This window comes from Paenibacillus apis (genome assembly GCF_018333295.1).
GTDB lineage: Bacteria > Bacillota > Bacilli > Paenibacillales > Paenibacillaceae > Fontibacillus > Fontibacillus antibioticophila.
Window position 1 is genome coordinate 191158 of record NZ_BORS01000009.1, and the last position, 23087, is coordinate 214244.

At 41.2% G+C, this 23087-nt stretch carries 27 protein-coding genes; 10 read left to right on the forward strand and 17 right to left on the reverse strand.

Going from position 1 to position 23087, the window contains the following annotated elements:
* Positions 1-6 precede the first annotated feature (6 nt).
* Positions 7-1125 (reverse strand): extracellular solute-binding protein, encoded by a 1119-nt coding sequence (locus KI362_RS14575; RefSeq protein ID WP_301628045.1) that lies wholly within the window; start codon positions 1123-1125, stop codon positions 7-9.
* Between the two features lie 190 nt (positions 1126-1315).
* Here KI362_RS14575 and KI362_RS14580 point away from each other — a divergent pair, with 190 nt between their 5' ends.
* The 3 genes from KI362_RS14580 to KI362_RS14590 are packed head-to-tail and all read left to right on the forward strand — an operon-like array spanning position 1316 to position 2914.
* The gene (locus tag KI362_RS14580) at positions 1316-2218 is read left to right on the forward strand and encodes a LysR family transcriptional regulator (protein WP_301628047.1); all 903 of its coding nucleotides are present in this window, start codon (positions 1316-1318) and stop codon (positions 2216-2218) included.
* 47 nt (positions 2219-2265) lie between these two features.
* The gene (locus tag KI362_RS14585; RefSeq protein ID WP_301628049.1) at positions 2266-2718 is read left to right on the forward strand and encodes an alpha/beta hydrolase; all 453 of its coding nucleotides are present in this window, start codon (positions 2266-2268) and stop codon (positions 2716-2718) included.
* 55 nt (positions 2719-2773) lie between these two features.
* A complete protein-coding gene (locus KI362_RS14590) occupies positions 2774-2914 on the forward strand; it encodes a hypothetical protein (RefSeq protein WP_301628050.1) in 141 nt (46 codons plus the stop codon).
* An 11-nt stretch (positions 2915-2925) separates the two neighbouring features.
* Here KI362_RS14590 and KI362_RS14595 read toward each other — a convergent pair whose 3' ends face one another.
* Complete coding sequence (locus tag KI362_RS14595; protein ID WP_301628052.1) at positions 2926-3813, reverse strand: AraC family transcriptional regulator; 888 nt, start codon at positions 3811-3813, stop codon at positions 2926-2928.
* A 217-nt stretch (positions 3814-4030) separates the two neighbouring features.
* On the opposite strand from KI362_RS14595, the gene KI362_RS14600 reads away from it, so the two are divergent.
* The 4 genes from KI362_RS14600 (at position 4031) to KI362_RS14615 (ending at position 6827) form a co-directional block, all read left to right on the forward strand.
* Positions 4031-4786 carry an SDR family NAD(P)-dependent oxidoreductase gene (locus KI362_RS14600; RefSeq protein WP_301628054.1) on the forward strand — a complete coding sequence of 252 codons (756 nt, stop codon included), beginning with the start codon at positions 4031-4033 and terminating at the stop codon, positions 4784-4786.
* Positions 4787-5229: 443 nt separating this feature from the next.
* Entirely contained in the window at positions 5230-5544 is a 315-nt protein-coding gene (locus KI362_RS14605; RefSeq protein WP_301628055.1) for a PadR family transcriptional regulator, read from the forward strand.
* 10 nt (positions 5545-5554) lie between these two features.
* Entirely contained in the window at positions 5555-6202 is a 648-nt protein-coding gene (locus KI362_RS14610) for a hypothetical protein (protein WP_301628057.1), read from the forward strand.
* 4 nt (positions 6203-6206) lie between these two features.
* Positions 6207-6827, forward strand: coding sequence for a DedA family protein (locus KI362_RS14615; protein ID WP_301628059.1), 621 nt, complete (start codon positions 6207-6209; stop codon positions 6825-6827).
* Positions 6828-7018: 191 nt separating this feature from the next.
* Here KI362_RS14615 and KI362_RS14620 read toward each other — a convergent pair whose 3' ends face one another.
* The 8 genes from KI362_RS14620 to KI362_RS14655 form a co-directional block, all read right to left on the reverse strand.
* On the reverse strand, positions 7019-8599 hold the full coding sequence (locus KI362_RS14620; RefSeq protein ID WP_301628061.1) for an endonuclease NucS domain-containing protein: 1581 nt from the start codon (positions 8597-8599) through the stop codon (positions 7019-7021).
* Between the two features lie 338 nt (positions 8600-8937).
* On the reverse strand, positions 8938-9063 hold the full coding sequence (locus KI362_RS14625; protein ID WP_301628193.1) for a helix-turn-helix domain-containing protein: 126 nt from the start codon (positions 9061-9063) through the stop codon (positions 8938-8940).
* Positions 9064-9121: 58 nt separating this feature from the next.
* Positions 9122-9277, reverse strand: a complete 156-nt coding sequence (locus KI362_RS14630; RefSeq protein WP_301628063.1) for a hypothetical protein — start codon at positions 9275-9277, stop codon at positions 9122-9124.
* Positions 9278-9524: 247 nt separating this feature from the next.
* On the reverse strand, positions 9525-9683 hold the full coding sequence (locus KI362_RS14635; RefSeq protein ID WP_301628065.1) for a hypothetical protein: 159 nt from the start codon (positions 9681-9683) through the stop codon (positions 9525-9527).
* Between the two features lie 339 nt (positions 9684-10022).
* Entirely contained in the window at positions 10023-11168 is a 1146-nt protein-coding gene (locus KI362_RS14640) for a helix-turn-helix domain-containing protein (RefSeq protein WP_301628067.1), read from the reverse strand.
* On the reverse strand, positions 11155-11808 hold the full coding sequence (locus KI362_RS14645; protein WP_301628069.1) for a hypothetical protein: 654 nt from the start codon (positions 11806-11808) through the stop codon (positions 11155-11157). Before KI362_RS14645 ends, KI362_RS14640 begins: the two co-directional genes overlap by 14 nt.
* A gap of 154 nt (positions 11809-11962) precedes the next feature.
* Positions 11963-12280: a zinc ribbon domain-containing protein gene (locus KI362_RS14650; protein WP_301628071.1), complete on the reverse strand. Its 318-nt coding sequence runs from the start codon at positions 12278-12280 to the stop codon at positions 11963-11965.
* Positions 12281-12525: 245 nt separating this feature from the next.
* Entirely contained in the window at positions 12526-12807 is a 282-nt protein-coding gene (locus KI362_RS14655; protein WP_301628195.1) for a terminase small subunit, read from the reverse strand.
* A gap of 358 nt (positions 12808-13165) precedes the next feature.
* Here KI362_RS14655 and KI362_RS14660 point away from each other — a divergent pair, with 358 nt between their 5' ends.
* Positions 13166-13579 carry a GIY-YIG nuclease family protein gene (locus KI362_RS14660; protein WP_301628073.1) on the forward strand — a complete coding sequence of 138 codons (414 nt, stop codon included), beginning with the start codon at positions 13166-13168 and terminating at the stop codon, positions 13577-13579.
* A gap of 479 nt (positions 13580-14058) precedes the next feature.
* Here KI362_RS14660 and KI362_RS14665 read toward each other — a convergent pair whose 3' ends face one another.
* Entirely contained in the window at positions 14059-14526 is a 468-nt protein-coding gene (locus tag KI362_RS14665; RefSeq protein WP_301628075.1) for an SLATT domain-containing protein, read from the reverse strand.
* A gap of 313 nt (positions 14527-14839) precedes the next feature.
* Between KI362_RS14665 and KI362_RS14670 the strand changes: the two genes are divergently transcribed.
* Positions 14840-14947 (forward strand): BRO family protein, encoded by a 108-nt coding sequence (locus tag KI362_RS14670; RefSeq protein ID WP_301628077.1) that lies wholly within the window; start codon positions 14840-14842, stop codon positions 14945-14947.
* A gap of 245 nt (positions 14948-15192) precedes the next feature.
* Here the strand turns inward: KI362_RS14670 and KI362_RS14675 are convergent, their stop codons facing one another.
* Positions 15193-15741, reverse strand: a complete 549-nt coding sequence (locus KI362_RS14675) for a hypothetical protein (RefSeq protein ID WP_301628078.1) — start codon at positions 15739-15741, stop codon at positions 15193-15195.
* 201 nt (positions 15742-15942) lie between these two features.
* On the opposite strand from KI362_RS14675, the gene KI362_RS14680 reads away from it, so the two are divergent.
* Entirely contained in the window at positions 15943-16287 is a 345-nt protein-coding gene (locus KI362_RS14680) for a hypothetical protein (RefSeq protein ID WP_301628104.1), read from the forward strand.
* Between the two features lie 276 nt (positions 16288-16563).
* Here the strand turns inward: KI362_RS14680 and KI362_RS14685 are convergent, their stop codons facing one another.
* The 5 genes from KI362_RS14685 to KI362_RS14705 form a co-directional block, all read right to left on the reverse strand.
* On the reverse strand, positions 16564-17508 hold the full coding sequence (locus KI362_RS14685) for a restriction endonuclease subunit S (RefSeq protein WP_301628106.1): 945 nt from the start codon (positions 17506-17508) through the stop codon (positions 16564-16566).
* On the reverse strand, positions 17505-19349 hold the full coding sequence (locus KI362_RS14690) for an HsdM family class I SAM-dependent methyltransferase (RefSeq protein ID WP_301628108.1): 1845 nt from the start codon (positions 19347-19349) through the stop codon (positions 17505-17507). The genes KI362_RS14685 and KI362_RS14690 overlap by 4 nt, the downstream gene beginning before the upstream one ends.
* Positions 19350-19616: 267 nt before the next feature.
* Entirely contained in the window at positions 19617-19898 is a 282-nt protein-coding gene (locus KI362_RS14695; RefSeq protein ID WP_306432843.1) for a tyrosine-type recombinase/integrase, read from the reverse strand.
* Between the two features lie 92 nt (positions 19899-19990).
* Positions 19991-21637: a 23S rRNA (uracil(1939)-C(5))-methyltransferase RlmD gene (gene rlmD, locus KI362_RS14700; protein ID WP_301628110.1), complete on the reverse strand. Its 1647-nt coding sequence runs from the start codon at positions 21635-21637 to the stop codon at positions 19991-19993.
* Between the two features lie 513 nt (positions 21638-22150).
* Complete coding sequence (locus KI362_RS14705; RefSeq protein WP_044477207.1) at positions 22151-23032, reverse strand: diacylglycerol kinase; 882 nt, start codon at positions 23030-23032, stop codon at positions 22151-22153.
* Positions 23033-23087: the final 55 nt, after the last annotated feature.

Here is a 23087-nt window from a genome sequence, read left to right on the forward strand (position 1 = left end):
GGGCTCCTATTTTACGTTTTGATCGGCGAACCAGGTTTTGATTTCAACTTCATGCTCTGCTGCCCACTCGGCTGATGGCAACAAGAACTTACCGTTTGGTTCACGCTCGGTTCGCCCTTCAACACCATTCACCAGCGGAGTGAAGAAGCTTTGTGTAGATTCGAGTTCGGTCAGCATCTTCTGGGTTTCCGGTTTAAGCATATATTCGACAAATGCCTTAGCTGCTGCTGGATTTTTGGTGTCCTTACTGATGGCAACAACGCGCAAGCTTCCCGGTGCGCCTTCCTCCGGCCAAATGACTTCAACCGGCTCGCCCGTCATTTTTAATTCATAAGCATTATGCTCCTGCAGGGCGGCTACCTGAATTTCTCCGCTGAGCAATGCCTTGCCAACCGGGCCATTCTTGGGATAAATGTGCAAGCCATCCTTAAAACGCTGAGCGTATTTGGCCTTTCCTTCCTCAACTCCCCATTTCTCGAACAAAGCAGATACGAGCGGATAAGCAGGCGCGGCGACTGCCGGATCGGCATGTCCAACCGGACCCTGGAAGGCAAAGAATTCGTCCCAGGTTTTAGGTGCTTGATCGGCAGTGACCAGCTTTGTGTTGTAGGCGATGACACCGGAGGCGTGCAGACCTATTGGAAAATAAGCGAGGTCGCTTGGAACGTACGAAGTGCCAAGCTCAGATAGATTGGCAAGATTATCCGGCTGCCAGCCTGTTAGCAGAAAGTCGCGGTCGGCCAAATTCCGCACGGAGCCGTGACCATCCATCATCAAGACATCCCATTGGGGGTTGCCTTGCTCAGCCTCAATTTTGGCCAATGCTTCGCCACCGCCGTAGTGAACGGCTTCTATTTTGTAGCCGGTCTCTTCAGCAAATTTGGGCGCAATGAAGTCAACAAAATCGTTGCCGTATAAATAAATCGTTTTGCCCGTGTCTTCAGAAGTCTCTGTGGACGGCTCTGTTGAGGTTGTTTCTTGTGGAGAATGATTAGCTGCTGACTGACCTGCGTTCTTATCGTTTCCATTCAAGTTACCGGAGTTACCCCCACAGGCCGAGAGCAGAAGAACGACGGATATGAGCACCGTCATTAAAAGACTTTTGTTCTTTCTGTTTGTTTTCATGTCACCCTCCAATTTGTGTATTAAATTTAATCCCTTTCGGTCTTTGATTACTTCTCTAGTCTATCCAGCTCGTATCATCCAAAAATTAACCCCACGTTAATATAAAGTTAAATAAAATCTATAAAATATAAATTAAGATTAATAATATCTATCTTTTGTTTCGAACAATCATCTATAGGGGGGAGCTCTTATGAACTTGCAGCAGTTGAGAGCCTTTGTGCTGGCCGTTGAGCTGCAAAAGCTGTATTTAGTGGCGCAAAAGCTAAACATTACACAACCAACGGTGACCTTCCATTTGAATAAGTTACAAGAAGAAGTTGGGGTATCCTTGTTCCATACAAAGTCGTACCACGTGATTAAATTGACGGAAGCAGGGAGAGCCTTCTATCATTATGCCGCTCAGATCAGTGCGTTATCTGCGGAAGCCGAGTCAGTAATGGCAGTGTATCAGGGAGTTCACGCGGGGAAGCTGGCGATTGGAAGTACGCATACACCTGCTACATACATGCTCCCACCACTACTGGAGCGGCTTAAACAAAGCAACCCTGGTCTATCCATTCTTCTCGACGTCAGACCTGCCCCTTTTATCCTGGAGAAAATCAAAAAATATGAGCTTGATCTGGGTATTATCTCGCAGACCTCCATTGAAGATCCTGATCTCATTGTGCTGCCACTGAAGAGGGATGATCTGGTTCTTATTTGTTATCCTGAGCATCCGCTTGCTGCAATTGGGGAGCCGTCGCCCGAGGATGTAGCTTCATACCCTTTCATCTCCCATGAAGAAGGCTCAATCAGCCGCAGACTCATTGACAGCTGGGCGGATCAACAGGGTATTTCGCTAAATATAACCATGGAGGTATCCAGCTCCGCAGCGCTTAAATCAGCCGTTGCGCATGGAATTGGTTTCAGTATGGTTGCCGAGGCAGGTATTGGGACGGAGCAAGCCGAAGGACATTTAATAGTCCGGAGGATTCCTGGCTGGGAGGAGAAGCGGTTCATCTATGCTGTGCGTCATCGGAATAAGCTCGCCAGCCCGGCGATGCGGATGTTCTGGAGAACTATGGAGGAGGAATGGGAGGATGAAAATAGCTGATCGGGGAGAAGAAAGCGATCTGCCTAATATGGGTATGACCGCGAATCGTGTACTCCAAAATGCTGGATCTTACCCCTGTATGGAGTTACGTTCCAGGCTTTGCGGATTACGAGAAGAAAAGCCGGCTCTGGGTCGAGGATACCCGTTTTGTGCTGGATTCCCTGGAGGCGGCGTCCTCGCCGATTCCCGCATGGCTTGCAGAGAAGATCGACATGAATCGTGCAGGCGTATTCGGCCATTCCTTTGGCGGCGCAACAGCGGCCCAAATGCTGGTAGAGGATTCACGCATCAAGGCTGCGCTGAATATGGACGGCATATTGTACGGCCAATCCATACCCGAGAACGGGTTCGATCTTCCATATATGCAGATGAATGCAAAGCAGAGCATAGACTACGAATGGTTCGAGCAATCGCTGGATCAGACCATTGCGTCCTCCGGCAGAACCCGAGCGCATTATGAGCAATTTTGGGCGGAATCCGACAGCAGACGCCAGCATTGATATCCAGGCGCTCGCAGACAAGCTGGGGGTTTCTATGAATTAACGTACGGCAGGCATGAACCCGGTAGCCAAGGCTGAAATAAGGGCCGTTCTGAACGGCCTTCTCGAAAAGGATTATTACGCTGTACGGGCCAAATGCTATACCTGGGAGGATTTGTACGCAGCCCCGTCGATGACGCGTGGAGTATATAAATAGATGCCCGCTATCTAGTCCCTCGTGCTTTCGATTCGTCTTAGGTTCTCAGTGTCCCGGGCTGGAGATGAACCGAAGAAGCGAGAGTACTCTCGATTAAACTGTGAGGGACTTTGATAACCAACTTGATATGCGGCGCTTGCTACTGGATAGCCCTCAAATGCTATGAGGTTTCTAGCCTCCAAAAGCCTTAATTGCTTTTGAAATTGAATTGGACTTAAACCCGTTGCCCTTTTGAACTGACGGTGAAAGGTATTTATAGCCATACCAGATTTTGAGGCCATCTCTCCAATGTCTATTGGCCTCATAAAATTACCGCGAAACCATTGAACAATATGGGACATTTTCGATAAATTACTTTCCCGCAGGCCAAATTGCCTCAGATACCACCCTTGTGGTCCCATCAGAACGCGATATAGGATTTCGCGCTCATAAGCTGGTGCAAGAGCTGGAATATCTCTTAATGTTTTCGATAATCGCATTAAGCGCAGCCATGCCTCCATAAATTCAATGTCCATTTCACAAGCTGTAAAATGCTCGGAGGCAGTCGGTAATAGATTTTCAGGAAGATCCCTTAATAAACTCTGAAGAACATTCTGATTCAACTTGAGACCAAGGGACATGTAAGGACGGCCATTACGATCCGGATGTACACTCCCCGTTGCAGGAACATGCACCGGTAACACGTAATATGACGGCCCTTCCAGATTAGTGCTACGCTCCCCGATTGAAAGAATCTTTGTTCCTTGAACCGTAAAACCAATCATCGGCTCGTAGAGTGCTGCGAGCTGATGAGCGGGAATGTCTCCCTTAATCATACTTAGCCCCGGTACTCCGGTTTCAATCTGTCGAGTGCCTGCGCCTTCCATTAGATCAATAATTTCATCAAGGACGTTTTTCATGCGCTTATTCTATCACATGCCTTCTTATCCCTCAATACAGCTCTAAGATACTTTGATATTTTTAGGCTATTTACGCAACAAATATAAAGGATAGTCTGGGTTCGTCGAAAAGTAAGGTGGTGTTTTTAGGCAATCAAAAGGCATTATTAGGTCTATATTTCTTCAATAGATACAACTAAAATTGAAGCCAGAACGAACACCAAATAAGGAGGATCTTATGAGAATTGCGATTGTAACAGGTGGAAGTAATGGTATTGGGAAAGCGACGGCGCTTGAGCTTGGCAAGCGCGGAATTAGCGTCATTCTCACATACAATTCCTATAAGGACCGGGCAGAAGCTGTCGTTAAGGAAATTGAGAAGAATAAAGGCGTTCGGGCATTCGCGCTGAAGCTGGATTTGACTCAAATATCAACATTCGAAAGTTTTGTTCTAGAAGTGAAAAAGAGCCTCCTGGACATTTGGAACAGAACGACTTTTGATTACTTAGTTAATAATGGCGGTGTCGGCGGGCCAATGATGTTCACTGAGATGAGCGATGAATACTTCGACAAGATTCTTAATACGAACTTCAAAGGACCGATTTTTTTAACAAAACAACTTGTCGAATTCATGGAGGATGCTGGAGCTATTGTAAATACCACGAGTTCATCCAGAAACCAGTCATTTCCAGGGTACTCCGTCTACGGCTCGTTAAAAGCAGCATTCTCAACCTGGACCCGTTACATCGCCAAGGAACTTGCACCTCGCCAAATTCGGGTCAACGCCATCTCGCCCGGTCCTACGCACAGCAATTTTGGCGATGGAGCATTCGATAAACATCCTGAATTCATTAAGCCGCTGGCTGAGCAATCTGTATTTGGCAGAATCGGCCAACCCGAAGATATGGCGAAGGTCATTGTGAATTTATTGTCCGATGATTTCGGCTGGGTTACAGCCCAGGACATTGAAGTATCTGGCGGACATTTGCTTTAGGAAAGCTATGTTCGCCATGTGAAAGGCCGGATAAAAAAGGGGCTCATCGTCATTTATCATGACTTAGGGCCCCTAATTTGGCGTGATTCTCGGGATTCGCCTACCTATTGCTCGGACCGTTCATCTCTAGTAGCTTCCCCTCTCGGAACTATGTTCCGTTCCTCCATTCGACCGCCATTGTTCGAAATGCACCGCGAAAGCCGGAGGCAATCGCTGTCACATCTCATGTTCGAACCATCAATATGACCGACTCCACATGTTTTAAGGCTCAGCTGATCTTCATCACAAGGTATAATGCGAGGCCTTGCTCTTAAGTTTGCTTAACAAAGTACATTGTAATGTAAAGTAAAGTGTGTTATTATATTTTCCAAGTGCTTAGCATTACATTTTTTTTGAATAAGTACTTTGTTATAAAAAGTAATAATGGAGAGGTGTTATCGCAGTTGAATACTGAAATGATGAAAGGAATGGTTGACTTATTGATATTATCCATTTTAAATGGGGCGGATAACTATGGCTACGAAATTTCACGGTCGATTAAACTAAAATCCCAAAATCAGTTCGATATTCCGGAGCCCACACTTTACTTGTCTTTGAAACGCTTGGAAAACAGAAGCATTCTACGTTCATACTGGGGTACAGAAAGTAATGGAGGCCGAAGAAAGTACTACTCGCTAACTGAAGAGGGGAAGGATCAACTCGAAACATTAACAAATGAATGGACCGAAATAAGAAGCTTGATTGATCGGTTTATTTAAGGAGGTACTTATGAAAGCACACCAAGATTCAATGTTTAACTTTCAACAACTGAACTATAAAATGTTAATCGCTGCTTCAATGCTGTTATTTGCAGTGATAGTCTATATTGACCGATCCTCGGTGAACGATAATCTGGTCATTGTCCAATCGGGCTACTGGACTTCCTTTGGCCTTGCCACCATATGGGGCATTATTAACTATATTTCTCATATCCAATATAACGTAACTTCTGCAATCCGGCATGGAGATATTGAAGAGTATGTGGACAAGATGAAACTTTCCATTGAAGAGGCGCAAGAGTTAAAAACATATCTGGCAGACTATGCTTCCGACTTGGTCATACAGCATCACCTGTCCGAGAAAGATGCACGGTCCCGCGCAATGAATGAATTTAACATCAAAGAAATCCATCAATTAATGAAAGATAAGAACTTGTTTACCTTTATGAAGCATACCTACTTACTTGGTTATGCAGCCGTTTTTGCTGCGCTGTTCCTGTTGCTTTCGGTCATTAGCAGCTACGTTGGTTGGTCAACCACAATGGTCAGCATTATTAGCATGTTGATCATTTACACGTTTGGTTTTATCGGAATGTTTATTCTGTATAAATTTCTAGATGCTATTTTTAGAAAGAAATTGTATGGAGATGAGGAGTAGTGTGATGGAAGAAATTATTTTGGAAGTTTTAAACGACTACGGATACTTTGGAATTTTCTTTTTAATCATGATTGAAAACCTTTTTCCGCCCATTCCGTCAGAAGTGATTTTAACCTTTGGTGGGTTTGTCACGACTCATTCAAGTTTATCCATCATTGGTGTCATTACATCAGCAACACTGGGTTCAGTAGCCGGTGCGATCATTCTGTATATGGTGGGAAGAATCTTTAACGCAGATCGAATTGAAAAATTTGTTTCCAAATGGAAAAAGTACTTAAGAATCTCACCAGAGGATATACAACGGGCTAACGCATGGTTTAGAAAAAACGAAAAATGGACTGTTTTCTATTGTCGATTTATACCTCTAATTCGAAGCCTGATATCATTGCCTGCGGGCATGGCCCGCATGAATCTCGCACCTTTTTTATTGCTAACTACACTCGGATCCTTAATTTGGAATGCTGTCTTAATCATCGTCGGTGCTTATGTCGGAGAATCTTGGACATCAATTGTTAAGTTTATGGATGTGTATTCCAACATCGCCTATGTCGGATTAGTCGTGTTATTCATTATATTTATTTATTGGTACTTTGGTATATACAAGAGAAAAAATCAGAAAACCTAATGACTCCATATCCAATAAAGAAGATGTCCCCCTTAGATTTACCTCTTTCTTAGTTATGAGCTAAGGGGGATGTCCGAATCACCGATACATTTATTCCTTGCGTACCATCAATATTACGCACTCCACATGAGTTGCGAAAATGAAAAGGATACATTATATTATTCAAAAATCTACAACAAATAAACTGGTGATCATTTTTTATAAATATCAGCCAAATTAGTATAGCGATCAAAAAAACTAATTAAATCAGCAACAAATTCTTGGTTTTGATTAAAAAATTCTGAAATGTCTTTTCCAATCTTACTAGAACCAAACTGGCTTTGTTCTTTTATTTTATTATTCTCTATTTTTACTTGGTGGGTTATATATCGTAAACCCAGTTCCTGCATGATTGAGGCATTCATTGCTTCTATACTGTGCATTGTCATATGCATTAAAATATTAAACTCATCCTTATAAAAAAATTTATTAACTATTTTCCTAAATTCCCCTTTATCACCACCCCAACATATTCCTCCCCTGTATATAATAGTAAGAGGGTTGTCATTATCGATAAAATCTACAACCATTTCATAATGTGGAAGAGTCCCTCCTTGAGTATGTATTGCTGTATATAGTATTTCTAAAATATTTGGAGGGTTATATATAAAAAGACTAATTAAAACATTTTCATTCTCATATTTGCTAATAATATTTCCAATGTCCTCGTCCCAAATTCTATTAAAAACTAAACAATATTTTAGACTGTCTTTTATTTCCTTAAGTTTAGCTTTGTGCTTAGTTTCGCAAACATCAAGAAACAAATGGCGATTACGCCCTGTCAGTCCCATAACTTCCTTTTTAATTTGCTCATCCTCGAGCCTTAAATCCTCTTTAATAAATCCAAATCTATGTATTCTGGTTATACTCCAATTTTCAAGTGAAGATGAAAATCCTTCCGGACTTCCATTTTCTATAAAATATCCTTTGCTTGTACGACTTTTTAAAATATCACTAACTATTTGAGATAATACCCCCGTTTCTAGGTAATACAATTCACTGTCATCTATCATATCTTCAGCATTCTCAATATACTCCCTTATTTCTTCAACACTCACACTCTCCTCATCATTTTCATCTAAGCTATTGAGTATTTCCCAATATCTTTCCTTTAAATAGCTTACAATGACTAAATAAATCGCATGTGGATTAGGATACTTTGAGGAATTAGTTTCCATCTCAATAAGTATGTAGTTATGAATTCCCCTTCTACTCATTACTATTTGTATCGTAGTAGTCAATTGTTCTAAAGTAACATGATCTTCACAAAAAAATCCAATATGATGTCTTGAAAAGTTACGTGGGTAAGGATTTTCTACTGGAACAATCTTAGTCTTTATAATAGGAATGTAATTAATATCCACATCAATTTTATAACCTTCAATAAAATAAGGTGTTTGAAGAATAAGCTCAGAAAATGGAATCAACAACTCTTCCCACTTTGTGGAAATAATAAGAACACGTATCTCACTATCTTTTATCTTGTAATTATGCTTCAATAACGCTACATATTTCATTATTTCGTGAATTGCTTGCCTAGCTGCTTGGTTTGACTTTTTAATTTCAATAACAACATAATTGTTGTAGTTATCTTTTGCCAAAATATCAATATAGCCTTTCGAACCATACTCATTTTCAAGCTTAAACTCTTTTTTAATTAACTTTAGGCGCTTATCAATAAACCCTAAATTCTCAGATAAATAATCTCGAATTTTTTCTTCTTCTCTTTTCAATAAATTCACCTCATTTGCAATGGAAATAGTTTTTTTATAAGAGGGAAAATTCAAGTTCGAAGGCCGATAAATTCCCCCCTCTATTTATCATTTCTCCCAAACTTACGACTCGATCCCTTCCTGGACAATCATTCTGCAAATAATTTATAAAACTGAGTATGTCGACCTGTTCAGTTATGAATATTTATATTTCTGATGATTAGGAACCATTGCAATCAAAAAGCCAAACATCACAACTCGTTCTTAAAATCATCTTACAGCTTATTTATATCAATGGTAAATGTGACTCACTACACACCTTTTAAATCACTTATCATGCTTTGTTCAAACTCAAGAACCTATTCTCGTTTGATTCTCCTTCGTCGTCCAAACTTATAGCTTTTCAATTTACCGGATTTCAATGCTTTAAAAATTGTCGATCTACTAACTTTGAAATATTCCGCAACATCATCAATTGATACCACTGGGTCCAATTCATCCAAATTAATGCACCACCCTTAAAGCTTGTAACCTTCATCTTCTCTATTTCTTCATTTCTTCCTCATTTAATTCAAATTCCCCATCATAATCATATATTGTTATGGTGTCGTCTATATAGTCTGTTGCTCTTAAGATATAGCCAATTTCATTAACAAGTGGGCAAACGAGCTCCCATCCTTCGGTGGATAGATCCTCCAATATTTCAACTAATTCTGAAGGTTCGTTTTCTCTTTACCATTCACCTGTATCAATTCTATAGCGTTTTCTCAGTATAAGTGTTGCGTGTTTTTTGTACCGTACATCAATAATGCGCTCAGTTTCGCTCAGTTCGTTCTCCCCTTGAGTAAATTAATTCTTGTACTGAAAAGTTCCGTTCTTGATAGCCCTAAGAATTGCCCTGGCACAAAGATGATGAATAAAATCCTGTATTTCCTGTGAGAATTGACTAATGTGCATAGGAGTCTTTATCTTTGGCTGTGTTTTTGTTGACTTGTTCATTCAGATCCCCCTTATTCTTAATCTCGCTAAGATACTTTGGCAACACTCGTCCTAAAGATTTGTACAAATTATTCATCGCTTGTTCTGATGGCTGAATATTTTTCATTTTAATCTTCCCTCCTTCATTATTAGTTCCACATTCTTACATATAAACCTTTTTGAATTGGAGGATAGACAGAGGATCGCCAGCCTTCTTGTAGAATTACTAATAGTGAAGGTGAATTATATATACATACATAAACAAAGCAATTCAAACCTGTAGACCTTTATCGTTAATCTCGGATGATGGATCTGAGTTAAGAAGGGTGCCTAGCTGAGAAATCCAGCGGAGTAGGGCTAAGATTAAAGCGCCTGGAGTGGTCACATGGATACATTTGGGCGATATTAAACATTCGACTACATAACAAAAACCCACCGACCGTATAGGTTAGTGGGCTTCATTGAATCAGGTTCTAAAGTTAAGTCTTATAACGTTGGAAGTATCTTGGACTTTTAAGTATCCCTCTTCAAGATTAGCGAAAGTTTCGATTTCCTCTCGCGGTAAACATATTTCACTAACTATGTCTTGCCTAGTCTTCACCTTGTGATCAACTAAAGCCATGATAGCTTGCTTCAACACTGATGGTTCCTCAAAAGGCAACACATCATCAAGGGGTTCTTTGGAAAGTTGATTGTTTTTAGCCAGTCTTTGTCTAATATTAATGTGTTGATATTCACTAATAATGTCCAACGACTTAGCCCTATACGCCATTGCTTGAATTGAAACCTTCCAACGTTTCTTTAATGTCGTAAGATGATCTATTGAAGTGGAAACAATCTCGGTACCGAAACTTGAAGCTGGCAACAAGAATGCTCCTGCAAAATAATGCGCTTCTCTTTCAATTTGCTTATAATTTTCTTTCTTATTGAATTCACTTTGTTTAATCTTTGAGTGCAGTACGAGATGGCCTAATTCGTGTGCAATATCAAATCTAGAACGAACTGCAGTTTTATCATTACTAAGAAGTATATAAGGGTTTCCTCCTTCTTCCCATTTAGAACAAGCATCGATTTTATATGAAGAGGCAGGAGCCCTACCAACAATGATACCTGACTTTTCCAACAAAAGAACGACATCGCTGATTGGACCATTTCCCAAGTTCCACATTTTTCTAACATCGGAAGCCATTCTTTCTATTTCTTCGAAATCTATAGGTATATACGTGTCCCTAGTAATAAATTGAGGGGTGTTAATTTTTGGAAATTCTAAATATTGTTCAAGATACTTGTGTATTTCTTTTATCCATCTAATTTTGTGAAAATGAACCTTTTTAGATTTTTGGGTAGCCATTGCCATGCTTCTAAAGTAAACAACACTTTCTTGACTATCCGCTTGTTTTTTATAGAAATATGTAACCGGTACAGCTAATGCATTTGAAAGTCTCTCAAGAACGTCGAATCCCGGTACACTTCGTCTCTTTTCATATTTGGAAATTGCTTGATGCGATGTTTGAATAGCATCAGCAAGTTCAGCTAATGTAAGTCCTCTCGCTTCCCGCGCTTCGATAAGACGTTCTGGGATGAACTTGGAAAAGCGGTCATTGGCCTCCAAGGATACCCACCTCTTTTGTGAAATTTCTGAACTCGATAAGAGTCTCCGCTGTTACAATCTCTTCTTTTTCTTCTTCATTGCCGCCAGCAATAATGTGCGGTTCTTTCAACAAATCGATTCTTTCTCTCCATAGATGAGGAAAGCCAATATTAACAAATTTAGGCGCATCCCCTCCACGACTATATGTTAGGAGAAGATAATGTTGAGCTTGAATAGATTCAATATCATCAATATCGGAAAAGAACATAGTCGCCTGGTTCGCCATTTGCAGCTTGTCTCTGAAATAAGCTGGACGCGCAATATCATAACGAGTTGCCACTTGACTGAGGGTCATTTTCATTTGATTATAAGCAAGAACTAAGTACTTATAACTATGATTGTGATTATACTCATAAGTATAAGTTAAAGGCAATTGGTTTAATTCAATATTTTTGTGGAAAAGGTAGGCAATTGCTAGGTTTCTTAAATAACCTTCATGGAGCATTCCTAAATCCCAATTCAAAATTGTAGTATGCCTAATAGCTTCTTTAGTCAAATCATACCCTTGCTCAACAACCGCACACATTTTCGAACGAATTGGAGCAGGTAATTGCTCGTTAATTATCTGCTTAGCATCAAATTGAATTATCCCAGTTCCCATTAACTCACCTCTTGACAAATCTTCGTTGCATCTATCTTACCAACAAATCTAAAATTTTGCAACCACTCAAAATCTGATACCCTCTTGTATAGGCTCAGTAATAACACAAACAAAAGAAGCCACAAGAGCTATTAACTCTCAGGGCTAAATGGGTTTAAAAAGTGTGCAACATTACTGCAGCATAACCAAAGACTCCGCTGAGAATGAAAAAAACCAGAGACACTATTAGGCCCAGAAAAGGTGCTTGGGTTCTTTGAATTCTATATTGCTGTCCACAGCCTGGACAAAACTCTGCCCTCTTCGAAATCATTCTCCCACAAACATCACATTCGGCCATGGGATCATCTTCATCATTATTACCGAAAGATCTGATCGATATTTTAAAATAGTCAACTGCAGCCATTCCGGAAATAATAAAGAACGCACCAAACAGAATTCTTATTATAATTCCGACTATAAGATCAGAATCCAATGTACATCTGCCCCTTGTATAGTCAATATGGGTATTATATATTGATTGGTACATTTTTCATATGCTTTTATCGCAGAGACACAGTAATCGTCAACAAAATAAGTCGGGTACTCATTGCACAATAATTAATTTATTTGCATTGATAATTGTCCTCTCTCAAAACAGCTGAAATTAAATTGTATGCAAATGATTAAATCTTATCAATTCTTATCATTATAACCCCTTTGTGTGCACTCTTTTTTTGTTCAATCTCCTACTTTTCTAGGCGAAAGAAATGTCGTAATGCCTGTCTTTGTCAACAGATATGACTCCGCAAATATCTCGTCACGAGTTTTTTGAATCTCGGCGGCAATCTTATCATTTCTTATCATCCTGTTCCCGTTTGCCATTGCCGATGCATAGTCACAATCATAAGCCTTTTGATAAGCTTTCGTAGCATTCCAACACTTAAGGTAATAGCCGATAAATAGCCTCTGCTTATCGGTTAAATCGCTGTTTTCCTGATCTTTGTTTTCCTCATATGATATTTGTCCTCAAGGTGGTGTACTGTACCGCCTTTGTCCGTTGCAACACCACGTTTGTCATTCGTTTCAACGTTGGGTTGCCAACCTCGCGATTATTACGACTTCTGATAGTAGCTTCAATGAAGCGCTTATGAGTTACTATAGATCTATTATCCCTGTTCCTTATAGTTTTTTTAAATTGTTCAGGTTCTAGCGTCTACGCGATATGTTCCTGCACTCTAGCACCCCTATTCACGAATTTCTGAAGACCTCTCCTTTTATTAAAAAACCAAATGTAGTAATTTATTTTTCCGATATCTACTAAATGTAGTGTTCAAGTAGTACAATTCTTCTATAACTATACATGTAAGGAGGTGATCACATGTACTTCAATTTTCCAAGCCTTTTCACAGATTGGTCGATTTCGTCCACTCCTGAAACTGGAGGAATTTACATGCTTTTAGGAAATCACTCTAATGGACAATATCCTGTTTTGTACGTCGGACAGTCAAACAATCTCAAGAGAAGGTTGAACGAACACTTCAATGAGTTAGAAACTCATTTTCGCGGAGAGATTATGAACTTCGTTTTCTTCATTGAACGAAATCAATCTAATCGCGATAATTCGGAGAAACTACTCATTGAAAAATACACGCCTAGGTTTAATAAACTACTAAAATCTCAAACCACAAACAGCATTGACCACCTAATCAAGATTATTGCGCAAAACATGGTCGAAAAAGAAAGAAAAGAACGGGAGCAGATAGATGAATTGCACCGCATTTTCTCTCGATAATTTATTGGATCGATCATTTGTAGATGGTCGATCTTTTTTATTCCGACACTTACTTGCGCGGTCGGCTTGAGCCCCTAACCACTATCTAACTGCTGAGAGCATGGAATAGGAGAAGCAACTGTAGTAGGTAGTGTAGTCGGCATTTCAAGGATATGATCAACGCCGTTTTTTTGAATTGATTTTTCATCCTTACCCGTAATACGATTGGGAGGAGTGCTTGTCTTGAGTCAAATTTGGTACGATAATCTTGTTTTGTGTTTTTTAAGCCTTTTTGGAATGTTACTTTTCTATTTATTTGAAAGACTAGCCAAAGCGATACATAAGAGTAGGGGCACTACTCCTAAATGGAGTTACGACGATCCCGAGTACCTTAGAAGCGGTATTTATATGCTTGGCGTGCTTATCATTTTCCTTATTGTCGAAGCTATCATCAAAGGTTAAGTTTGTTTTGGAAATAGAAAAAGCACTCCAAAGGATGCCTATTTTTCTGGTATATTCAATGCTTTATCCTCATTATCTTTAAAACTAATCACCTTTTGTGCATGGTCATACACAATTCCAAGGAATCTATTTGCAAAATTAGTAACTACTTGCCCATCACTATTCTCCCCATCAAGAGCATAAGTATATAAGTCAATTTCCCTATCTAGCAACGCTAAATCAAAGAATGTCTTTGTAAGATACTGAATCTGCTTTTCATAATTGAAAAACGTCCTTATCCCCCCTAATATAGTTACGGCAGCACTGATAAATAATATTATGTCGCCCATAACAGGAAGAGTAAGGGTTTTAAGACCTGCTAGAACAGTAACTACAGATGATAAAATAATACTTGCTATGTTTAAAATTTTTGATCGCTTTCGTACTGCATCAAGTTCCTTTCTGCACTCTTGAAGTTCATAACCCAATTGATTCTTTAACTCATTAAGCATAGTATTACTGTTCATCATACTTCCCCCTTATTGATAATATCGTCATTTTTAAGGGGGGAATTAAGTCCCAAACTCAGCAAAGCAAGCCAATATTAACTAAACACCGGCACCCGAAGGCACCGGAAAGAACAAGGAAGGGGGAGAAAACAATCCGAACGGCAGGATTTGAACCTGAACTACTTGCTCCCAAGGCAAGCGTGCTACCTACTATCGCTTGCCCAGATTTAACAGAAGCGCTTGGACCGATCGCCTAAAAAAAGTAAAACAACGTCTTCCAAAGGAGGTACATTCAAAGTACCTCGTCCCGACAGCTGGAGGCGTACAGTGAATGATTATTGTAAATGAATACGGCGTGTATGAAGCTGTATTTGAAAGCCGAAAGAAAGAGGCTAAAGAGTTTAAACGTTGGGTTTTCGAGATGCTTAAGTTTATTTAACGTCTAAAAAAATGACTATAAGTCGTCCCCACAACGGCGTTTGAATTTGAATAGATACCCTCAATTTGAGGGCTACTGATGACCACGTGAGCGCTACATCAAAAAGCCCAATACTGGAATATTGTCCGCTTCGTGGACAGAAATAAAGAAATGATGAGCAAATCCCTAGGAATAGACTCGTGAATTTCAAGGTTTGAGAAAGGACTCCCGAATTCTGGGGAGTCCCGATCATAATCACTAATCCTCTACTTCCAGTACATCCCCTTACGCTTCATCATGTCCTTTAGCTTTCGATTCAGTATGTCAGGCTCATCAAGTACATGGTTAGGCAGATCGATCCAGAAGTTCTTTTCGAATAGTCCCATGTCATCAATCAGGTAAAATGCTGCTGTAACAGCCTCATAAAGCGTTACCTTCTCTTTAGCAAGTTCGCGCATCATCTTCAAGTCTTCGACAGATATATCAACGCTGTCTTTGATCTTGCCGACTTCTCCGATTTTACCAATGCTATCAATATCCTGCATAGACATCTTTGCCGCTGCTGATGCAGCTCCACCATCTTGTAAAGATGAAGTGAACCCACTATTGCCCTTATAACCAAGCATTTGTGCGCCCATCTTCTTAATGTTTTCTGCAGTAAAGTCGCGCGTAAAGGCTCCCGCTTTATCAAATGTCTTTTCTACGCCGCTGGATAGTTTATTTGAGAACTTACTAAAGTCCACAGTGTTAAGATGTAGATTGACCTCGGACTCTAAACCGATAAATTTGCCTACAGCGTTAATAACTTTATTCACGCCATCCAGGCGCGTATTTACAGCCTTTATAAAACTATTTATAAAAGATTCGAGCCCTGTCAGTGACCATTTAAATAGTCAAGGAACCCAAGACTAGAAATTCTCAGCGCAAGATGGCTCTACCGGCCCCTGTGCTTGAGGAACTACGAGAATATTATACTTTCAGAGTTAAGGAACGGGATAAGCTAGGTGATGCCTGGAATGGTCGGGATCGAGAAGGACGAGAATGGAACTTCATCTTCTCACATGCTGATGGTACTCCATTTCACCACGAACGTCCTTACCTTTGATTCCGTCAATTCATCCAGAAAAACAACCTCAGATATATCCGCTTCCATGACCTACGCCATACCTCAGCGACACTACTCATTAATCAGGGCGTACCATGCCAAGATCATTTCTGAACGACTCGGCCATGGTAACATAACCACAACAATGAACTTCTATGGTCATGCTCTCCAATCTGCTGACCAGGCAGCAGCCGAAAAACTTGAATCTTTGTTTTCCTCTCGCAAAGAAAAGAACGACAAAAAGACGCTCGGCTGATTAGCTTAGAGCGTCTTCTTTTATGTCGAATTAACACCATTTGCTGGCGATTATTTTGATTTTTCACATCAAATTCACATCAATTATTCAATTTAGTCACTGTATTGATCGTTTATCTTATCCTGTATCACCATTTAAAACCTTGATATATAAGGGTTTGTAAACCTGTATCAATCCCTCACCAACAATACAACATTCTCGATATGTGTGGGTTGCGTAAAATGGACAACTTTGATGTGGCAGTATTCGCTTAAATAATTCGAAAGATTGGTTGGCTTATAACACAGGCAATAATATTGATTTTAGCTTATCACCTTTCGGTTTTCGACCATATGAGAACTTAAACCGATTAGCCGTTATCAGTGTTGCGTATGCTAATTTTTCTTCTAAAGACATGTCATGTTTAGGAATTAGGACAGCTACGTTGCTATTCGGTACAAAGGTTTCAATAGCAACGTAAGAATACGTATGACTCCCCGCACCATCGGTTGATATATATAATGCACCTGGTGGGAAGATTTTGTTTTTCGGTACAGTACGAATATCAACATAACCTGCGTAGCTTGTTGATTGCCATTTAGATGGTCTAATGTATGGAATCAGGTATGTGTTCGCTTTATCAGGCTGAACGACCACATTGCTTGAAGCTAAACCATTATGAATTTCGAAAATTTCTTCTAACATTTTGAAATTGACCTTGTCCTGATTTCGCAAGAGACTTCCAATTGGCAATGTTTCTGCGTGTAAGTCTTCAAATTCTTTTATTCCCATACTATGCTCAATACTGTAAATTAACATTTGAGCAGGGATTTCTGTAACGTCAGGAATTAATAAATCACTTAACGTTCGATTCGCCTGTCTTCCGTAGCTAAACTTAAACTTATTCATTAACAGTGCAGTGCAATAGTAAAGCAATACTTGTTGTGACATTTCTGTTTTCGGCTCTAAATAAAATAAATCTCTTCCCGAATAATAAGGACGTTCCTGTAAAAAGCTGGACATTACACTACTTCCGCCACCTGCAACAGATATAGTCATTGGTGGATTTGGAGTTACTCCCTTAATTTGTTCAACATAAGCTGTGATTCCATTGTTTTTTTCGCTCCGCGCTACATAAGGAATTGCATTTGGAGCATCCATCGGAACTTCTTCCAATTTATTCAAATCGAGATTTATTCCGTATTTTACATTAAATATATCCTTAACTCTCACTAACCTCATAAACCATTCTCCATTTTGAATGCCTGATATTCACGAACTGTTTTCTCAAATGCTTTCATATCCAATAAACTATAATCAGTTTCTAAATATGCCTCTGCTATCCATTCATCTTCGGGAGTAACTTTCCTATTCACGCTAAACTGTGTTATTTCTTTCCTATTTATAAACGCCGACAACCAATATTCCATTAAACCATTTTCACCGCTCCATTGCTTATTTACATCTGCGCGTCCATATTTTTTTGTTTTTACAAATCCGTCATTCCTCCAATATCCAAACCACGTTTCTTTATTCTTTGGATGGGGAACATGAGCAGTTATTACAATGCCGACAGTTACTACTGCTGTATCGCTATTGGCAAACAATTCCTCCGGTAAAGAGACAACAGCTTCAAGAGTATGATTTTTTAGTAATCTTTTCTTATATTCATAATTTGCACCAGTAGTATCCGTCACGACACTTGCAGGAACTAGCGCAATCACTGTTCCCTTTTCTTTTACCGCATCTAAATTCGAAAAAATGAACTCAAACTCAAATATGTCATCTTTATCCATCTTGAATGGAGGATTAAGAATGCCAACGTCTATTAAATTCTTGCCCTTAAGTTTAGTAGGAACTATATCAAATGTATCGCCCCAAATTATATTACTTCGACCATCTGAATGGATAATCATATTTGAAACCAACAATGCAACATTACTAGCTTCATATTCGATTCCATAAATTTGATTTTCACGTATTGCATTAAGTTTTGTTTCATCATCACCAGCATCGTTCATCATTTCGCCCATTGAAGCTACTAAAAAACCACCTGTACCCGCTGCATTATCAAGTACCGATGTATCTTTTCTTATATTAGCCATTTTAGCAAATAATTGTGCTATATGCATAGGCGTGAGGACAATACCTAGACCTTTATCTGTATTAGCATATCTTAAAAATTCAATATAAAACTGACTTAGTGTGTCGATAAATTTGTATTTATCTAAGAAAGTGTATACATTCTCCTTAATTGAATTAATGACCTCTGTTAATGCTAGTAAACCCTTTTTACTATCGGAGAATGTCTTATTCGTTTTTATAAAATCGAACGCGCCTAACACAACGTCAGTATTTTTATCTTTTTTAGGGTCTTCTCTAAGTTGAGTCGATATTCCGCCTAACAATGCTGTAATTAAGGCAGTAGCAGTCTTGTGGGTCGTATAAGAAATTCTGAAAGCATCATTCTGTAAAGCCACTAATATACCGGAAATAAGTAATGCTCGATAGGACTCTTTAATTTTCTTCTTGTGAAGGTCGGCATTCAACAACTTTGCATAACTTAGTAACTTGGAATAATCCCTATGAAATGCTTCATCTGACTCTAAAATCAACCGCAAATAATTCTCATAAGGCAATAAATTATCTGACCTTACTTCTTGAACTTCATCAGTTCCTTTCAATTGCCAAAATGCACTTACTTCATAATTGTCTTCTGCTCCACTCAACGCAATAGATAAAACATCAAATTCTTTCGAAACAAAAGAAGAGTACAACAATACTCCATCAACAGCGTAAGTAGAGTAATTATCTCTAGTCTTACTTTCGTGGTATTTAGTGTCGGATTTACATTCTACAAGGAATATAATGTCGGGATATCTATATGACCTTAATATAAAGTCCGGAACACCGTTTTTTGTGCCTTTTTTACTTGCATTTGATAGCAATTTCTTGACCTTTTCATTAGCTGTAGCATCCTTAAATTCAACAATAATTTCTTCGTTATCGAAGTAACCTTTTTCTTGTAGCAAATCTTTAAATAGCCATTCTGTTTCGGTTTCTGATTTCCTTTTATAAACCATAATTTGGACTCCTTGATTGTTTAATAATTCAGTGTTCTCTTTACACTACATTTGCTTCTCAACCTATTTATTATATAATACAAGTCCTAACTACCACTAGTGTACGTACATGCAATTTCAAAAAAATCTACACTCCGCTAGTATAGGTAAGCTCTGCCGCCGTAACAAAATGCCAATCGCTAGGCACTGGGTAGGGGCTATTACAAGCCCTTACAATCCCATAAAGCAAAGAAAAAGAGCCGCCCTATATGGGTGACCCTGCTTCTGTCACTCCTTATACAGCCCCTCAATGGCTCTTAGCTTGTCTTCTTCGGTTGGCTTGGAGTAACGCAGTATCATGTCAGCCGAACTATGACCGCTCAAAGATTGAATGACCGCTAAATCTTCATTAGCCCTGACAAGCCCCGTAATGAATGTATGACGCAATTGGTGGGCGTGTAGGTGATGTTGTTCTAAAATGTGCTGTACGCTCCTAACGCTTATACGCTTGTCTCTGTTACTTATAAAAAGCGCTTCCTCATCAAACGAGGAAATTCTGAGGGATATGATTCACAAGATGATTAACCGTGTAGACGTTCACGAGGACGGTTCAATCGAAATTAGTTACAACTTCCAAAACCCACTAAAACAAGGGGCGTAGCCTATTTAGGCTCGCCCCTCCATTCCATCAATATTACACACTCCACATGCACCGTATGCGGAAACATATCCACCGGAGTCACCTCGACGGTGGTGTATCCCCCATCCTCCAGCACCCTCAAATCCCGTGCCAAGGTGGCCGGATTACACGACACATACACAACCCGCTCAGGCTTCATCTCGAGAATGGTCTCCAGCAGGCGCGGGTCGCAGCCCTTGCGCGGCGGGTCGACGACGATCACGTCGGCTTCGATGCCTTGCTCCTTCCAGCGCGGAATCACGTCTTCAGAGGCGCCGACCTCGAACTTCACATGCTTCATCCCGTTCAACTCCGCATTGACACGAGCATCCTCGATCGCTTCCTTGACAATCTCGACGCCGTACACCTGCTCCGCATGCTGCGCCAGGAACAGCGAGATCGTACCGATCCCGCAGTAAGCGTCGATCACCGTCTCCTTGCCCGTCAATCCGGCATACTCCACTGTCTTTCGATAAAGAACCTCGGTCTGTACGGGATTCACCTGATAAAAGGAGCGGGCCGAGATTGCAAACTGCACATCTCCAATGTAATCGTAGATCACATCTCTTCCCCACAGAACAAACGTCTCGTCTCCGAAGATCACATTGGTCCGTTTGGTATTAATATTTTGACAGATGCTAGCCACATCCGGAAGACGATCCCGAATACTGCCGATCCAGGCATCCAGGTGCGGGATATCCCGTCCATTGGTTACGAGAACCAGCATCATTTCTCCCGTACGAAAAGCTTTCTTCACCACCACATGGCGCAGCAGCCCGCGTCCCGTCTCTTCGTTATAAGCAGAAATGCCCAGCTCACTGCCGAGCTGCTTCACCACGGCGACAGCGGCATCATTATCCTCATGCTGGATCAGACAAGTCTCCATATCCACGATCCGATGACTTCCCCGGGCATAAAATCCGCCCACAAGTCCGCCATCAGCTGCCCCAATCGGCACCTGGCCTTTGTTCCGATAGCGCCATGGCTCCGCCATCCCGAGCGTAGGCAGCACCCGGATGCCCTCACTAGAGCTGTCTGCTGTTGCTCCCGGCAAATCTCCCGAATTGAACCGGGAATGATCGGAGCCGTCCCAAGAACTTTCGGTCGCCTTTCCTGCTGTCGACACCTCATTCTCCTTTCCCACTGCCGACACCTCGCTCAACGCATGTTCTCCATCCGTCGTCGCATCCCTCAAGCCACTATCCTTCTGCTCTCCCGCGACACGCAGCTTGCCGATCCGCTCCAGCGCATCGACGACGTGCTGTCTTTTCCAGGCCAGCTGTCCTTCATAGCTGAGATGCTGAAGCTGACAGCCGCCGCACTGGTCATAAATCGCACAAGGAGCGGGTACGCGCTCAGGACTTGGTTCCACAATCTTAAGCAGCTTCGCATAGCCATACTGCTTCTTGGTCTTTAGCACCTTGGCCTGAATCACCTCACCGGGCAGCGCCGCCGGAACGAACAACGTATAGCCCTCCACACGACCCACGCCTTCTCCATCATGATTCATGCCGACCATTTCCAGTGTGACCACATCATTCTTAGCTACCGGAACACCTTCTAGCCGTTCGCTAGCCTGTCCCTTTTTGCCTCGCCCTTGCTGTCCTTGATTCCTCTGCTGTCGCTTCATCTCAGTGCCTCATTTCCAGAACATATTCCTGTAGTAGGTGTAATCTTAAAATCAGTGTCTAACGTGATGGGAGAGTTAGGAGCGTTCCCTTTGGTGAATGCCCATTAGAATGCCTGAAAACATTTGTACGTTTTTTCGCATAAGTTGTTCTTAAATTTATTGGAATCGATGCATGTTAGACGAAAAAACATACAAAAGCATAGTAAGGACATCCTCAAATCGAAAAGTTGTATGGTTTCTCCTATAAAACACTCGCCTTTACCTTGAAAAGACTACGCTTTATATGGAATATCCTACAAAACACCTTCAAATCTACCACCACTCCAGCAAGCAAGTTAAGTTCATCACGGGTCAAGCGCTGATTCCGGTGTTGAACCTGTACTTATCCTCAAAATAGCCTCATCCGCACAAAACCCCGCCGATCTCTGGCGGGGACTCACGAGCAAATTATAGCATCTCTTCACCTTAAAGCACAAAAAAGCACAAAATCACGAAATTATTAACCCGCTCCATTTAGGCAAAAATCTGCACATGCTGCGGCAGAATCTCGAACACGCCGGGCAGCTCGCCGCCGAGCTCACCATCGAGATTAAGCAGCACATGATTCGGAGAAATCACTTCCATCCTTGAGGTCTTCAGATAGACAACATGCGGATCATTGAAATGATCCCCTCGCAGGGCCATCGACACCAGACGAATGAACTCTGCCAGATTGCACTTTCTCACAGCGATCACATCCAGCATCCCGTCATCAATCTCCGCTCCAGGCGCCAGCTTCTCGAAGCCGCCGACAGAGTTGCTGTTTGCGATCAGGAACAACATGAACTCGCCTTCGATCGTATCGTGTCCGGCTGCTTCAATGACCAGATGCATCGGGCTCAAATTGACCATCTTCTCGACGCCCTTTACATAATAAGCAAGCTGTCCGATCATCGTCTTCAGCCGGCTGGGCACCTCATACGTCAGCTCCGTCAAGGAGCCGCCTCCGGCAATATTAATAAAATGCCTTCCGTTCACTTTGCCGATATCAATCGGCCGAGTCTGATTCTGAATAATCAGATCACAGTAATCCTCCCAGCGCTTCGGAATCTTCATCGCCCGTGCAAAATCGTTCGTCGTCCCGAGCGGAAAAATGCCTAGCGGGGGCAGATGGCTCTGTCCGGCCATTCCGTTAATGACTTCATTCAGCGTTCCGTCTCCGCCCGAAGCGATGATGATATCGTAGCCGCGCTCACAAGCCTCCGCTGCCTCGCGTGTCGCATCCCCTTCACCTGCTGTCGCATGGCAGGAAGTCTCAATCCCTGCCTTATCGAGCCGATCCAGGATGTCGGGAAGCAACCGCCGGATTTCTTCACGTCCGGAGGTTGGATTATAGATCAGCCTAGCTCTTTTCATCTCATCAACGCCACCTGTTATTCATTATCGTCCTTAGTACATCTTTATTCACTGC

Coding starts and splice junctions, on each gene's coding strand:
- KI362_RS14575 (WP_301628045.1), bottom strand. CDS start 1,125: ATGAAAACAAACAGAAAGAACAAAAGTCTTTTAATGACGGTGCTCATA.
- KI362_RS14580 (WP_301628047.1), top strand. CDS start 1,316: ATGAACTTGCAGCAGTTGAGAGCCTTTGTGCTGGCCGTTGAGCTGCAA.
- KI362_RS14590 (WP_301628050.1), top strand. CDS start 2,774: ATGAACCCGGTAGCCAAGGCTGAAATAAGGGCCGTTCTGAACGGCCTT.
- KI362_RS14595 (WP_301628052.1), bottom strand. CDS start 3,813: ATGAAAAACGTCCTTGATGAAATTATTGATCTAATGGAAGGCGCAGGC.
- KI362_RS14600 (WP_301628054.1), top strand. CDS start 4,031: ATGAGAATTGCGATTGTAACAGGTGGAAGTAATGGTATTGGGAAAGCG.
- KI362_RS14610 (WP_301628057.1), top strand. CDS start 5,555: ATGAAAGCACACCAAGATTCAATGTTTAACTTTCAACAACTGAACTAT.
- KI362_RS14615 (WP_301628059.1), top strand. CDS start 6,207: ATGGAAGAAATTATTTTGGAAGTTTTAAACGACTACGGATACTTTGGA.
- KI362_RS14635 (WP_301628065.1), bottom strand. CDS start 9,683: ATGAAAAATATTCAGCCATCAGAACAAGCGATGAATAATTTGTACAAA.
- KI362_RS14645 (WP_301628069.1), bottom strand. CDS start 11,808: ATGGGAACTGGGATAATTCAATTTGATGCTAAGCAGATAATTAACGAG.
- KI362_RS14660 (WP_301628073.1), top strand. CDS start 13,166: ATGTACTTCAATTTTCCAAGCCTTTTCACAGATTGGTCGATTTCGTCC.
- KI362_RS14665 (WP_301628075.1), bottom strand. CDS start 14,526: ATGAACAGTAATACTATGCTTAATGAGTTAAAGAATCAATTGGGTTAT.
- KI362_RS14670 (WP_301628077.1), top strand. CDS start 14,840: ATGATTATTGTAAATGAATACGGCGTGTATGAAGCTGTATTTGAAAGC.
- KI362_RS14680 (WP_301628104.1), top strand. CDS start 15,943: ATGGTCGGGATCGAGAAGGACGAGAATGGAACTTCATCTTCTCACATG.
- KI362_RS14685 (WP_301628106.1), bottom strand. CDS start 17,508: ATGAGGTTAGTGAGAGTTAAGGATATATTTAATGTAAAATACGGAATA.
- KI362_RS14690 (WP_301628108.1), bottom strand. CDS start 19,349: ATGGTTTATAAAAGGAAATCAGAAACCGAAACAGAATGGCTATTTAAA.
- rlmD (WP_301628110.1), bottom strand. CDS start 21,637: ATGAAGCGACAGCAGAGGAATCAAGGACAGCAAGGGCGAGGCAAAAAG.
- KI362_RS14705 (WP_044477207.1), bottom strand. CDS start 23,032: ATGAAAAGAGCTAGGCTGATCTATAATCCAACCTCCGGACGTGAAGAA.